This is a genomic window from Streptococcus ilei, assembly GCF_000479335.1.
GTDB lineage: Bacteria > Bacillota > Bacilli > Lactobacillales > Streptococcaceae > Streptococcus > Streptococcus ilei.
In genome coordinates, this window is the sequence record NC_022584.1 from 1075775 (window position 1) to 1089397 (window position 13623).

The following is a 13623-nucleotide window of genomic DNA, read 5'->3' on the forward strand; positions in this document are numbered from 1 at the left end:
TGTCAAGGAGGATTGAAAGCTTAACTGACTATTTTCCATTCGAAAATAGATATAATTTTCACCCCACTTATGAAGTACTAGAAAAACAGACACCTAAAGGTGCCTGTTCCTTTTATTCACTATCTTTCAACTTTGCCAACTCTTGGGCAAGTAACTTGAGAGCTACTTGTGGGTTGGCTTGGCCTTTGGTTGCTTTCATGAGGAAGCCTGTAAAGGCCTTGTCAGCATTCCGTTTCCCTGACTTAAAGTCGGCTACGGCTGCTTCATTATCTGCAAAGACTTGGTGGATGATTGGAATCAAGACTTCAGGGTCTGAAATCTGTACCAATCCAGCTTTTTCGACGTATTCACGCGCACCGCCACCATTTTTCGCCAAGTGAACGAAGACTTTCTTGGCAATCTTAGAGGAGATGGTGCCATCTTCGATGATGGCAATCATTTCTACCAAGTTTTCTGGTGTCAATTGGATTTCTTCCAGCGTTTTGCCTTCCGCGTTCAAGAATTGCGCCACTTCTCCTTGGAGCCAGTTAGACACTTGTTTAGCATCTCCACCAAGGGCTACCGCTGCTTCAAAGAAGTCAGAGGTCACTTTAGTCGCTGTCAATTGGTTGGCATCATAGTCAGACAAGCCAAGCTCTGCCACATAGCGAGCCCGACGGTCTTTTGGAAATTCTGGCAACTCCGCACGCATTTCCTCGATCCACTCGTCTGAGATTTCAAACAAGGGAAGGTCTGGTTCTGGGAAGTAACGATAATCCGCTGCCCCTTCTTTGACCCGCATAAGGATGGTGCTCTTGTTGGCTTCATCGTAACGACGTGTTTCTTGACGAATGATCCCACCTGAACGCAAGATTTTCGCTTGACGCTCCACTTCATATTCAAGACCCTTACGGACGTTTGAGAAAGAGTTCAAGTTTTTCAACTCCGTCTTGGTACCAAATTCCTCTTGACCGTATGGGCGAAGAGAAATGTTGGCATCGACCCGCATGGATCCTTCTTCCATCTTGACGTCAGAAATACCTGTGTACTGGATAACTTCTTTGAGGGCTGTCAAATAAGCGTAGGCTTCTTCTGGAGAACGCATATCGGCTTCAGATACGATTTCGATCAATGGCACCCCTTGACGGTTAAGGTCTACATATGAGAAACCGTCTGTTCCATGCGTGTTCTTACCGGCATCTTCTTCCAAGTGAGCCCGTTCAATCCCGATTTTCTTGGTTGAGCCGTCTTCTAATTGCACTTCAATCCAACCGTTGTAACCAATTGGCTCGTCAAATTGCGAAATTTGGTAGGCCTTTGGATTATCCGGATAGAAATAGTTCTTACGGTCAAAGTGCATGTGCTGGTGGATATCCATGTTCAGCGCCAAGGCAGCCTTGATTCCAGCATCCACAACACCCTTGTTCAAGACAGGAAGTACCCCTGGGAAAGACCAGTCGATCACATTGGTATTGGCATTTTGCTCGTTCCCAAAGTGAGCAGAGGTTGGTGAGAAAATTTTTGAATTTGTATTCAATTCAACGTGGACTTCAAGTCCGATGACTGTTTCAAAGTTCATTAATTGTCACCTCCGAAAATAAGGGGTTGTTGCTTGTGGTAATCCGTCGTTGCTTCAAATGCTGCTGCGGCTTGATAGATCGTTTCTTCGGAATACTTAGGACCAATCAACTGCAAACCAACTGGAAGTCCTTGGGCAAAGCCTGCAGGAATCGAAATCCCTGGTAGACCTGCCAGGTTAACTGGAATGGTCAACAAATCCGCCAAGTACATTGCAACTGGATCATGGCTGAGCGAATCCAAATCAAATGCTACACTTGGTGCTGTAGGACCTAAAATCAAATCGTAATCCGCAAAGACTTTTTCAAAGTCTTGGATAATAAGGGTCCGGACTTGACCAGCCTTCTTGTAGTATGCATCGTAGTATCCTGATGACAAACTAAAGGTCCCAAGCATGATCCGGCGTTTGACCTCATCACCAAAACCTTGGCTACGAGTGTTGACATAGATATCGTCCAAGTTCTTAGCATCTTCCGCACGGAAACCATAACGAATGCCATCGAAACGTTGCAAGTTTGAAGATGCTTCTGAAGAAGCAATGATGTAGTAGACAGCAACCCCGTATTTAGAATGAGGCAAGCTGACTTCTTCGACTGTTGCTCCCAATTTTTCAAAGTGCTTAGCCGCATTAAGGATGGTTTCTTTGACTTCTGGGTCAATTCCTTCCCCAAGATATTCTTTCGGAAGGGCAATCTTCATACCTTTGATGTCTTGACCAATCTTAGAAGTATAGTCTGCTACACGTACTGGTGCAGAAGTTGAATCTTTAACATCTTCGCTAGCAATGACATTAAGCAAGAGGGCATTTTCCTTAACTGTTGGCGCAAAAGGACCAATTTGATCCAATGAGCTACCAAAAGCGATCAGACCAAAACGGGAAACCGTTCCATAAGTAGGCTTGAGTCCAACAATCCCGTTAAAAGCAGCTGGCTGGCGGATAGAACCACCTGTATCCGAACCAAGGGACAAACGGACTTGACCCGAAGCTACAGCTGCTGCCGAACCACTGGATGAACCCCCAGGAACCTTGCTGTGGTCCCAAGCATTCTTGGTTGGTCCATAGTAAGAAGTCTCACCAGATCCACCCATGGCAAATTCATCCATGTTGGTCTTCCCGATGACAATCATATCTTTAGCTTTGGCATTGGCAACTGCTGTCGCATCAAAGATCGGCTCGTAGTTGTAGAGCATTTTTGAAGCCGCAGTGGTCAAGATGCCGTCAGTAGAGATGTTATCTTTGACAGCGAGTGGAATCCCTGACAGGAGGTTGTCTGCATCGATTCCTTTTTCGTCAATGGCCTTGGCTTGTGCAAGGGCAGCTTCTTCTGCTACCGTCACAAAGGCATTGACTGCTTCTTCACGCGACTTGATATCGTCAAGAGTCGCTTGAGTCAATTCTGTTGCTGAAATTTCCTTAGAAACAAGGAGAGCGTGTAACTCTTCAATGGTTTTATGGTTGAATGACATTAGGCATCTCCTCCATCTTCTAGGATAGCTGGTACCTTGATGTAGTAGTTATCTTTTTCAGGTACATTTTTAAACAAGCGGTCACGGTCCGTCCCTTTTTCAGCAATATCCGGACGCAATACAGTCTTGCGATCCGCCATGGTCGTTGTTGGAGCCACATCGGTTGTGTCCACCTCTTCCAATAATTCCACCATGTCGACAATTTTAGACAAGGTTGTCGCAAACTCAGCTGTCTCTTCTGGAGAGAATTTCAATTTTGAAAGATTGGCAACGTGGGTTACCTCTTCTTGCGTAATTTTCATCTTGCTTCCTTTCGTGAAATGATGATTTTTCAATACCCTCTATTTTACCATATTTTTAGTATTTATGCGGTAGTTTGGCAAGAAAATAGAGTCCAAGGAAGCGTAGCCATTAGGCCTCTCTCCTCGAACTCTCTTCTTAACATTCTTCTAATTGTTCATTCACAAGTTTTGCTCCCAAAACATGTTTGAAATGATTTAAAGCAAACTGGTGGTTTTCAGGAGTAAGCGACGCTACTGCCGGTTCTACCACTTCAATCTGATAGCCAAGATTGTAGGCATCAACCGCTGTATGGAGGACACAAATATCTGTTAAGACTCCCGTCAAAACAACAGTATCCACGCCACGTTCTCGAAGACGGATATCCAAGTCAGTTCCTGAAAAAGCAGAATAATGACGCTTGTCCATCCAAAAGACGCGTGGATCAGCTTGATGTTGCTGATAAAAATCAGCTAAGGGGCCGTACAAGTCCCGCCCACTGGTCCCAATGATATTATGGGGTGGGAAAAGCTTGCTTTCTGGATGAAAGGGATCATTCCCTTCATGAGCATCAATAGCAAAAAAGATATAGGCACCTTGGTCAAAGGCCAATTGAGTCACCTGGGCAATGCTATCAGAAATGGCCTGTGCAGAAGCTCCTGCTGTTAGCTTACCTTCATCCGCTACAAAATCAAAGGTGTAGTCAATCGAAATTAACGCTTTGTTCATTAGTAGTCTCTTTTCTTAATTTCTTCAAAAATATCTGGGATCAACACTTTAAGGTAGGTCCCCTTCATCCCAAGCGAACGACTTTCAATAATTCCTGCTGACTCCAGCTTCCGCAGTGCATTGACAATCACAGAGCGCGTAATACCAATCCGATCCGCAATGACAGAAGCCGTCAACTGGCCTTCATTTCCTTTCAATTCACCAAGGATAGCAGAAACTGCCCGCAATTCTGAATAGGACAAGGTGTTCACAGCCATATTGACTGCAGTACGGCGACGAATATTTTTCTCGTCTTCCTCTCGTTGGAAGTTCAACATTTGAATCCCAACTACTGTACTAGCAATCTCAACCAAGATCAAATCATCGTCATCAAACTCTTTATCATTGCGCCAGATAATCAAAGATCCCAAGCGAATCCCAGATACATGAATAGGAGCAATGGTCGTCAAGCCATCAGGAAATTCAGACTTGGTCTCTACTGGAAAGATACTTAAATCGTGGTCCACATCTAAATTTGCCTCTGTATCATAGACTAAACTAGCTGCTTTAGCGTAATCTTCTGGTAATTTTTTATTGTCAAAAAAAGCCTCAACCCGGTCATTATTAGTCTTGTAACGCATGAAATAACCAAGGAGAGTCCCCTTGCTATTAATAATACAAGCATTACAATGAATGATATCAGCCAGTTGACGGGCAATTGCATTGTAAGGCATTTCGTCTTGCAACTGTTCTTCAGAACGCTTCAAGATAGATGTAATTTTTCTCGTTTTTTCTAATAATTTAGCCATAATAAACCTCGCATATAGTCAGCTAAAGTATATCATATAAGCGAGGGAATTTCAATCAAATTATCTGAAAATTATTTATTTTTTCTACAATTCTATTCAATTCAGAATAATTATCCTTATGTAACAAAATATTCGCTTCACTCAGTCAAAAAAGAGGCTGGGACAAAAATCCCAGCCTCTCAATTGTCTTTGGATTGTCGAGCAAGACGCAGTAGTTGAGTGGGCTCTATTACACTGATTTCATCAGCTTTTACAGCCCTACTCAACTGTGCGGAGGTGGGACGAAGAAATCGAATTCTAACGAATTAACGATTTCTGTCCCACTCTCTCTATCTGCTTATCGTTTGTATTGTTTTAAGAAACGGGTCATCTTCTCTTGAATTTGAGCCAATTCTTCTACTCGAGGAAGGTAAACGATCCGGAAATGATCTGGCTCTTTCCAGTTGAATCCACGTCCGTGAACCAAAAGAACCTTTTCTTGTTTCAAGAATTCCAAGACAAATTGCTCATCATCATCTACTCGGTACATTTCTCGATCAATCTTAGGGAAGATATAGAGACCGGCTTTTGGTTTGACAGCTGAGAGTCCTGGAATATCATTGATGGCCTTATAGATAAAGTTCCGTTGTTCGTAGATTCGACCACCTGGAAGCAAGAGTTCGTCCACTGACTGGTAGCCTCCCAAAGAAGTCTGAACCACTTGTTGAGCCAAGACGTTTGAACACAGGCGCATATTAGAGAGCATGTTCAAACCTTCGATATAGCCTTTCACATGGTGTTTGGGTCCAGACAAAACCATCCAGCCCACACGGAAGCCCGCGATGCGGTGTGATTTGGACAAACCGTTCATGCTGACACAGAACAAATCTGGAGCCAGGCTGGCAATGGCTGTATGTTTAGCACCATCCATGACCAAGCGATCATAGATTTCATCCGCAAAGATAATCAAGCCATGTTGGCGCGCAATCTCGACGATTTCCAACAACACCTCATCTGGATAGAGAGCCCCGGTCGGGTTATTGGGATTGATCACGACGATAGCCTTGGTGTTTGAAGTGATTTTTGACTTGATATCTTCAATATCAGGATACCACTCAGCCTCTTCATCACAGACATAGTGCACTGCATTACCACCTGCTAGGCTGACCGCTGCTGTCCATAGAGGATAGTCTGGCATCGGTACAAGTACTTCATCGCCATTATCCAACAAGCCTTGCATAGACATCACGATTAGCTCACTGACACCATTTCCAATATAAATGTCATCAATCTCAACATTCGGAATCTTTTTCAATTGGCTATACTGCATAATTGCCTTACGGGCAGAAAAAATTCCTTTTGAATCTGAATACCCTTCACTATCCCGAGCATTCATAATCAAATCATGAATGACTTCATCGGGAGCCGTGAAACCAAATTCAGCCGGATTTCCTGTATTTAAGCGAAGGATTTTCTCCCCGTTTGCCCGCATGCGCATCGCTTCTTCTAATACTGGACCACGAATATCGTAAGCAACGTGCTCTAGCTTGACGGACTTATTGTATTCTTTCATGATTTTTTCCTCACTTTATCAAACTGCTTCCATTATACCACTAGTTAATCTTGAGTACAACTGAGCAACCTCTTTCATTCTCGATGAAATCCTATAGATAGCTTATTTGACCTTTACTTTCTATGCTAAAAAGTTTAAAATATAATTATAGGTAACATAAATGGGCTCATCCATTTCATTTTCACGTTTTCAAGCACTAAAGGAGGACGGAACATGTCTCAAAAATACGAAAACATTATGGTTGCAGTTGATGGATCTCGCGAAGCTGAACTCGCTTTTGAGAAAGGTGTGAATGTAGCCTTGCGAAACGGTTCAAAACTTACCCTTGCTCATGTCGTTGATACACGTGCCTTACAAAGTGTCTCTAGTTTTGATGCCGAAGTGTATGAAGGATTCCAAACAGAGGCTAATGAACTATTAGAAGGTTATATCAAGCGTGCAAAAGAAGCCGGTGTCCAAAATATTGCTTCAGTGGTCGAAATGGGAAATCCAAAAGTCCTCTTAGCGACTGATATCCCTGAAGCAGAGGAAGTTGATCTCATCATGGTTGGGGCGACTGGTCTAAATGCTTTTGAACGTTTACTAGTCGGCTCTTCTTCTGAATACATCCTCCGCCATGCCAAAGTTGATTTGTTAGTGGTGCGTGAGACCGAAAAGACCTTATAAACTTTATAAAAAACAAAGAGGCTGGGACAAAAGTCCTAGCCTCTCAATTGTCTTTGGATTGTCGAGCAAGACGCAGTGGTTGAGTGGGCTCTACTACGCTGATTTCATCAGCTTTTACAGCCCTACTCAACTGTGCGGAGGTGGGACGACGAAATCGAATTCTAACGAATTACCGATTTCTGTCCCACTCTCTTTTATTTTCTTCAGATTCTACTGTTTTTTCAGAGCAATGTTTTTGATAAGCTTTGATTTGCCGTTCCAGCTCTTTTTGAATAGCTGGTTCAGGTGCATACTTTTCTTCCCAGTCGTCTGGTTTTAAAATTTTATGCGTGACTTCATCAAAGTGAGCCTGACCATCTGGGAAAATTTTCCCCATATTGGCGCGGTGAACAATCTCAAAGACCTCTTCAGGATCGACCCCCATTAGAACGAAACTACCATAAGTCAGATACAGCGTATCAATCAAGGCATCGACCTGCCCTACCATGGAGATCTCGGCGGGATGCTTGCTGCGAACCTTATTCGCTGCCTCATCTAGAGCTTGATGCAATTTTTCAATTGAACGATCGAAGATTGCTTCATCCTTACTAGCTGCCCGAATAAATTCAACCAATTCTTCCTGCTTAAACATGGTTCGGTAAAGAGCCTCTTGATTGTCCCAGGCCTTTGGTTCTTCCTGAGTTTGACCATCCATGAGTTGATGGAAGGCTTTGACCTTATTAAAGTGGTCGTCGCGACTGACAAAAAGAGTCTGATCCGTAATAATTCCAAAATGTTCCAGCGCTTTTTGAATTCCGTCCTTGGTATTACTAGTCGTTGTGTGCTGAGCCACTTCTTTGACCTTGCTGGTCCCATTCCCCATCGCAATTGACAGACCGACACCCGAAAGCATCTCTATGTCATTATCAGAATCTCCAAAGGCCATAACTTGGTCCATCGAGAAGCCAAATGCTTCTCCTACAATCCGAATCCCCTCCATTTTTGAGTTATCAGGGTTGATCACATCTGCCGCAAAGGGACTAGAACGAGTGAATTTTAATTCAGGAAAAGCTTGCTCAACTTTTTGGGTGTCCTTGGGACTAGCTAATAAGAGAACCTGATAAACCGGTCCTTGAGCAATTTGTAGCAGTTGCTTTTGATCCTGAGGAACAGCCTTGCTGACTACCTTATTGAAGCCCTGACTAACTGCCTTCGAAAAACCTTTCGGTACAAAACGTGCAGACCATTGAGAAATCGGACTCATCCCAAAACTCATAATGCGAGAGCCTTCGACTCCATCTTCTGTCCCTAAAGCAATTTCGATGCGATGTTTCTTTGCATATTCAATTAAGAGACGAAGATTCTTCTTATCAATCGGAGAGGCAGATAAAATCTTGTCCTTGGTAAAAATATACTGACCATTATAGGTGACTGCGAAATCAAAGTCATAACGCTCGATAAAAGGACGGACAAAGAACGGTCCTCGCCCTGTCGCCAAACCAACAAAAATCCCTTGTTCCTTTAAGGCGCGAATGGCTTTTTCAGTTGACTTTAAAACCATTCGACTATCATTGACCAAGGTTCCGTCAATGTCAAAAAAGACCGCTTTTATTTCCATGATAACTGCTTTCTTTCCGTTTTATGATACAATAAATTATAACACACATTTCAAGGAGACACACATGATTAAGAAAATTTTGGCCCTTCATACAGGAGGGACCATCTCCATGCAGGCTGACGCCACAGGAGCTGTCGTGACCAATTCAGCCAACCCCATGAACCATATTGATTTGTCACTAGCTGGGATTGAGCTCACTTCAGAAGATTTTTTAAATTTACCAAGCCCTCATGTAACTCCTCAGCACATGTTGCAACTCTATCATAAGATTCAGAAAGAGGCTTACCAGTATGATGGTATTGTCATCACCCATGGTACCGATACTCTCGAAGAAACAGCCTACTTCTTAGATACCATGGACTTGCCAACTATTTCTGTAGTCCTGACAGGAGCCATGAGAAGCTCCAACGAATTAGGAAGTGACGGTGTCTATAACTATCTGACGGCCATCCGAGTTGCGGCAGATTCCAAATCACAAGACAAGGGTGTCTTGGTCGTGATGAATGATGAAGTCCATGCAGCCAAGTACGTGACCAAAACACATACAACCAATGTCAGCACCTTCCAGACCCCAACACATGGTCCTCTAGGATTGGTTATGAAAAAAGAAGTTCTTTTCTTCAAAACAGCTGAACCCCGTGTGCGTTTTGATTTGCAAGAAATCAAGGGAGTCGTCCCCATTATTTCCGCCTATGCTGGCATGAAAACAGAACTCCTTGATCTACTAGATGTCCATCAAATGGATGGTTTGATTATTGAAGCCTTTGGAGCAGGAAATCTTCCTAAGGAAGTAGCTGAGAAACTATTTGAATTTCAGGAAGCCGGTCTTCCCATTGCCTTGGTTTCCCGTTGTTTTAACGGGATTGCAGAACCCGTCTATGCTTACGACGGGGGCGGAGTTCAACTTCACGATCACGGTATCTTCTTTGTGAAAGAGCTCAATGCCGCTAAAGCTCGGTTAAAACTCTTGATTGCCATCAATGCTGGCTTAAAAGATGAAGAATTAAGAGACTATATGGAAGGGTAAAATAAGGATAGAAGGCGTGATGGTTAATCCATCCGCCTTTGAATTTAAAAATAGCTTTGATGAACTGAGATAATGACGGACAAAATGAATTTTAACATGGTTCGCATAGCTAGGACCTCTTTTCTGTTTTTTAGGATTATAGGCCCACAAACTTAAAATAAGATAAAGAGGCTGGGACAAAAGTCCTAGCCTCTCAATTGTCTTTGGATTGTCGAGCAAGACGCAGTGGTTGAGTGGCCTCTACTACGTTGATTTCATCAGCTTTTATAGCCCTACTCAACTGTGCGGAGGCGGGACGACGAAATCGAATTCTAACGGATGACCGATTTCTGTCCCACTCTCTTTTATCACTTCTTAATCCAGGTGTTCTTTCTGTTCCAAATGTAGAGACAGACAGTGCCAGCCTGGGTGTTCCCGCCAATTAGGAGTTGTCACCACCTGAACAGCTACCTTTCGCGCTTCCTCTAAGATCGGATAATCTTCAATGAGGTTGGCCACTTGAAATTCTGGTATGCCTGATTGACGCGTTCCAAAGATTTCCCCAGAGCCCCGTAGCTTGAGATCTTCTTCTGCCAAGACAAACCCATTGGTTGTTTCAGTCATGATTTTCATCCGACGCTTGCCTGATTCTGTTTTGGGATTGGCAACTAAGACTGCGTAAGACTGCTTATCACCACGTCCTACCCGACCTCTCAGCTGGTGCAATTGGCTCAAGCCAAAGCGGTCTGCATCCATGATGATCATGACGGTGGCATTGGGAACATTGACGCCGACTTCGATAACGGTTGTAGAAACTAGCAAGTCTATTTCTCCCTGCTTAAAGGCCTGCATAATGGCCTCTTTTTCTTCCCCCTTCATCTTGCCATGGAGGAGGGCAATACGGGCACGATCTCCGAAGTAGGCAATCAATTCTTCCTCTAAGGCAATAGCATTTTTGAGGTCCAGGGCTTCAGATTCTTCAATCAAGGGAGAAATAACATAGGCTTGGGAACCTTTTTGAATTTCTTTAACCAACCAATCCAAAACCAAGTTTAACTGTTGGTGCTTGACCCATCGGGTGATGATTTCTTTTCGACCAGCTGGCATTTGGTCGATAATCGAAACATCCATATCTCCAAAAGCAGTGATCGCTAGCGTCCGAGGGATTGGGGTCGCTGTCATCATCAAGACATCAGGATTTTGGCCCTTTTCACGCAGGATCCGTCTTTGGGCCACACCAAAGCGGTGCTGCTCATCAATAATGACCAAGCCTAAATCATGGAAATGGACTCCCTCCTGAATCAAGGCATGGGTCCCCACAATAAGGTCCACTTCCCCTGCTTCAATCGAAGCCAATCGCTCTCGTCTCTCCGCAGCTTTTAAACTTCCTGTCAAAAGAAGGATTCTAAGATTAGGAAAAAGAGAAGTCAAACTTTGTAAATGTTGCTCGGCCAAAATTTCTGTCGGTACCATCAAGGCCGCTTGCTTGCCAGCCGTCACAGCAGCATACATGGCTAGTCCAGCTACGACGGTTTTTCCACTTCCAACATCCCCTTGCAAGAGACGATTCATATGGTAAGGAGAACGCATATCTGTAAGAATTTCCTTCAGACTTCTCTCCTGGGCCTCTGTCAAAGCAAAGGGAAGACTGGCTTGAAGAGCTCTTAGCTTCGTCTCATCCCAGTCTAGCACGATTCCCTGTCCGACGGAACGATTTTCTTCCTTCAAGACCTGCAGTTGCAATTGGAAAAAGAGCAGTTCTTCAAATTTCACTCGTCTCAGGGCCTGCTTGTATTCATTAAGATCCTTGGGAAAATGCATAGCCCTGACCGCTTGTCTGCGAGAAAGCAACTGGTACTTGTCCATTAGGACTTGGGGTAAATTTTCTTCTAATAGTTGGTCCAAGCCTGCTTCAAAAGCTGTTTTGATAACCTTCACTAGAGCAGACTGACTCACCCCTTGAGCCAAGCGGTAGACCGGTTGAAGGTCATCTTCGACTTGCGCGAGTAGCTTCATCCCTGTCAAGGCTCCCTTGGCCTTGTCCCATTTACCAAAGACAGCCACCGTTTGCCCCAGTTCAATCTTGTCCGCTAGATAGGGCTGGTTAAAGAAACTAACTGCTAACACCAGCTCCCCTTGTTTAATGGTGAAGCGAAGACGGTTGCGTTTGTAGCCATAATATTGAACATTGGCTGGAGTTGCGACAAGTCCAGAAACGACCGCTTTTTCTCCATCTTCCAAGTCTAAAACATTTTTTGATTTAAAATCTTCATATCGAAATGGAAAGTAGAGCAAGAGATCTTCAACCGTTTCGATACCCAATTTTTTGTATTTCTCTGCTGATTTTGGTCCAATTCCTGGTAAGACAGAGAGTGGTTGGTGTAAGTTCATTCATTCCTCCTAGATAAGAAAGGAGGCTGGGACCTCCGTCATCAACCTCTTTCATCTCGTACTTTTCATGAAAGGAAGCTAGGAAAACTTAAACAGCTTACTTCCCACTGACTTCCTTTGTTGGACGATAAACTCTTGGTACGCGATCGCTCAAGACACAAACCACCTCATAGTTGATCGTGCCTCTATAGACTGCTACATCCGTTGCCGTGATATCTAGATCACCATCTGTTCCAATCAATACCACCTTGGTCCCAATCGGATAGCCCTTGGGTAGGCGAATGGTGATTTGGTCCATGGATACGCGACCGACAATTGGACAGAATTGACCATCAATAAGGACATGAAAACCTTGCATATCTCTAGTCCAGCCATCTGCATAGCCAATCGGAATCGTCCCAATCCACTCTTCCTCAGTAGTCTGATAGGTCGCTCCATAGCCAACTGTCTGCCCCACCTCTAGTGGCTTGACATGCACCAATTCTGTTTCCAAACTTAAAGCAGGACGGATATTGTAAGGTAGTTCTAACTCTCTTCCACTTGGATTGAGGCCATACATGACATCGCCCAGTCGGACAGCATTAAAAATGGTATCAGCATGCCATAAAGTCGTTGCTGAATTGCTGGCGTGAACGATTTCTGGAGTATAGGGCAAAAGCTCCAACAGGGTCTTAAATCGTTGCAATTGTCCTTGGAAATGACGGTCATCTTTCTCGTCAGCTGTTGCAAAATGGGTAAAGATCCCTTCCACTTCTGCCCCATGGTTTCTTAATAAGATCATAGCCTCTTGCAAGTCTTCTGCTGAACGGAAACCAATTCGTCCCATTCCTGAATCCACTTTAATATGAAGCTTCAAACCAGTCAAATCAGACTTTTTAGCTAATAAAGATTTCAACCACTCGAGACTAGCCACTGTATAACGAATTCCTTCTTTGATGGCAATCTCTATGAAATCTATTGGAGCAACTCCCAAAATTAAAATCGGCTTTTCGCCAGCTACTTGGCGAACTTCTATGGCTTCGTCTAGGTTGGATACACAAAAAACATCTACCATTGGCAATAAGCGTTCTACCACTGGCTGAACCCCATGACCGTATGCATTGGCCTTGACAACCGCAAAGGTCAAGGTCTCTTTCGGAATATGGGCCTGTATTTGTTGAACATTATAGGCAATAGCCTCTACATCCACATATGCTCGCGTTGGTCTATGTATACTAGCTTTCATTTCTTTCCTCCAAAATGACACTGGTCGAAACTAAATCGCCTGAGTGACTAATCGAAACCCATATCTTTCCACTAAAAGGGGCTTTAGAAAAATAGGGAGCTCCTTTTTGATTGGTTAGAATTTCCAGATCCTGAAATCCTACTGGACCAATTCCTGTTCCCCAAGCCTTGGAAAAGGCTTCTTTTGCAGACCATCGTCCGGCCAGGTATTCCATTTTCCGTTTCCCGGATAATTGATCGAACCGTTCTCGTTCTGTCTCTGTCAATACCTTGGAAGCAAATCTGGGATGTCTCTGGTAGGCCTCTTCAATGGATTGGATCGATTCGATATCTATCCCATGTCCAACAATCATATCTATTCCTCTTT

12 protein-coding genes are annotated in these 13623 nt (G+C 43.9%); 2 read left to right on the forward strand and 10 right to left on the reverse strand.

Annotated features, from left to right (window positions below; translation table 11 throughout):
* Window positions 1–112: 112 nt before the first annotated feature.
* From gatB to N596_RS05200, 6 genes are all read right to left on the reverse strand, one after another.
* Complete coding sequence (gene gatB, locus N596_RS05175; protein WP_023024209.1) at window positions 113–1558, reverse strand: Asp-tRNA(Asn)/Glu-tRNA(Gln) amidotransferase subunit GatB; 1446 nt, start codon at window positions 1556–1558, stop codon at window positions 113–115.
* The gene (gene gatA, locus N596_RS05180) at window positions 1558–3024 is read right to left on the reverse strand and encodes an Asp-tRNA(Asn)/Glu-tRNA(Gln) amidotransferase subunit GatA (protein WP_023027193.1); all 1467 of its coding nucleotides are present in this window, start codon (window positions 3022–3024) and stop codon (window positions 1558–1560) included. Before gatA ends, gatB begins: the two co-directional genes overlap by 1 nt.
* On the reverse strand, window positions 3024–3326 hold the full coding sequence (gatC, locus tag N596_RS05185) for an Asp-tRNA(Asn)/Glu-tRNA(Gln) amidotransferase subunit GatC (protein WP_023024213.1): 303 nt from the start codon (window positions 3324–3326) through the stop codon (window positions 3024–3026). The genes gatA and gatC overlap by 1 nt, the downstream gene beginning before the upstream one ends.
* A 136-nt stretch (window positions 3327–3462) precedes the next feature.
* The gene (locus N596_RS05190; RefSeq protein ID WP_023027194.1) at window positions 3463–4032 is read right to left on the reverse strand and encodes a cysteine hydrolase family protein; all 570 of its coding nucleotides are present in this window, start codon (window positions 4030–4032) and stop codon (window positions 3463–3465) included.
* The gene (gene codY, locus N596_RS05195) at window positions 4032–4820 is read right to left on the reverse strand and encodes a GTP-sensing pleiotropic transcriptional regulator CodY (protein WP_023024217.1); all 789 of its coding nucleotides are present in this window, start codon (window positions 4818–4820) and stop codon (window positions 4032–4034) included. Before codY ends, N596_RS05190 begins: the two co-directional genes overlap by 1 nt.
* 337 nt (window positions 4821–5157) lie before the next feature.
* Complete coding sequence (locus N596_RS05200; protein ID WP_023027195.1) at window positions 5158–6372, reverse strand: pyridoxal phosphate-dependent aminotransferase; 1215 nt, start codon at window positions 6370–6372, stop codon at window positions 5158–5160.
* A 213-nt stretch (window positions 6373–6585) separates the two neighbouring features.
* Between N596_RS05200 and N596_RS05205 the strand changes: the two genes are divergently transcribed.
* A complete protein-coding gene (locus tag N596_RS05205) occupies window positions 6586–7038 on the forward strand; it encodes a universal stress protein (protein ID WP_023024222.1) in 453 nt (150 codons plus the stop codon).
* A 169-nt stretch (window positions 7039–7207) separates the two neighbouring features.
* Here N596_RS05205 and N596_RS05210 read toward each other — a convergent pair whose 3' ends face one another.
* A complete protein-coding gene (locus tag N596_RS05210) occupies window positions 7208–8635 on the reverse strand; it encodes a Cof-type HAD-IIB family hydrolase (RefSeq protein ID WP_023027196.1) in 1428 nt (475 codons plus the stop codon).
* Window positions 8636–8699: 64 nt separating this feature from the next.
* Between N596_RS05210 and N596_RS05215 the strand changes: the two genes are divergently transcribed.
* Complete coding sequence (locus N596_RS05215) at window positions 8700–9662, forward strand: asparaginase (RefSeq protein WP_023024226.1); 963 nt, start codon at window positions 8700–8702, stop codon at window positions 9660–9662.
* 354 nt (window positions 9663–10016) lie between these two features.
* Here the strand turns inward: N596_RS05215 and recG are convergent, their stop codons facing one another.
* The 3 genes from recG to acpS all read right to left on the reverse strand — a co-directional run bounded on the left by recG (window position 10017) and on the right by acpS (window position 13609).
* The gene (gene recG / locus N596_RS05220) at window positions 10017–12032 is read right to left on the reverse strand and encodes an ATP-dependent DNA helicase RecG (RefSeq protein WP_023024228.1); all 2016 of its coding nucleotides are present in this window, start codon (window positions 12030–12032) and stop codon (window positions 10017–10019) included.
* Window positions 12033–12129: 97 nt separating this feature from the next.
* Window positions 12130–13257: an alanine racemase gene (gene alr / locus N596_RS05225; protein WP_023027198.1), complete on the reverse strand. Its 1128-nt coding sequence runs from the start codon at window positions 13255–13257 to the stop codon at window positions 12130–12132.
* The gene (acpS, locus tag N596_RS05230; protein WP_023024231.1) at window positions 13247–13609 is read right to left on the reverse strand and encodes a holo-ACP synthase; all 363 of its coding nucleotides are present in this window, start codon (window positions 13607–13609) and stop codon (window positions 13247–13249) included. The genes alr and acpS overlap by 11 nt, the downstream gene beginning before the upstream one ends.
* Window positions 13610–13623 lie beyond the last annotated feature (14 nt).

Coding starts and splice junctions, on each gene's coding strand:
- codY (WP_023024217.1), bottom strand. CDS start 4,820: ATGGCTAAATTATTAGAAAAAACGAGAAAAATTACATCTATCTTGAAG.
- N596_RS05210 (WP_023027196.1), bottom strand. CDS start 8,635: ATGGAAATAAAAGCGGTCTTTTTTGACATTGACGGAACCTTGGTCAAT.
- N596_RS05200 (WP_023027195.1), bottom strand. CDS start 6,372: ATGAAAGAATACAATAAGTCCGTCAAGCTAGAGCACGTTGCTTACGAT.
- gatB (WP_023024209.1), bottom strand. CDS start 1,558: ATGAACTTTGAAACAGTCATCGGACTTGAAGTCCACGTTGAATTGAAT.
- N596_RS05190 (WP_023027194.1), bottom strand. CDS start 4,032: ATGAACAAAGCGTTAATTTCGATTGACTACACCTTTGATTTTGTAGCG.
- gatA (WP_023027193.1), bottom strand. CDS start 3,024: ATGTCATTCAACCATAAAACCATTGAAGAGTTACACGCTCTCCTTGTT.
- N596_RS05205 (WP_023024222.1), top strand. CDS start 6,586: ATGTCTCAAAAATACGAAAACATTATGGTTGCAGTTGATGGATCTCGC.
- gatC (WP_023024213.1), bottom strand. CDS start 3,326: ATGAAAATTACGCAAGAAGAGGTAACCCACGTTGCCAATCTTTCAAAA.
- N596_RS05215 (WP_023024226.1), top strand. CDS start 8,700: ATGATTAAGAAAATTTTGGCCCTTCATACAGGAGGGACCATCTCCATG.
- acpS (WP_023024231.1), bottom strand. CDS start 13,609: ATGATTGTTGGACATGGGATAGATATCGAATCGATCCAATCCATTGAA.
- recG (WP_023024228.1), bottom strand. CDS start 12,032: ATGAACTTACACCAACCACTCTCTGTCTTACCAGGAATTGGACCAAAA.
- alr (WP_023027198.1), bottom strand. CDS start 13,257: ATGAAAGCTAGTATACATAGACCAACGCGAGCATATGTGGATGTAGAG.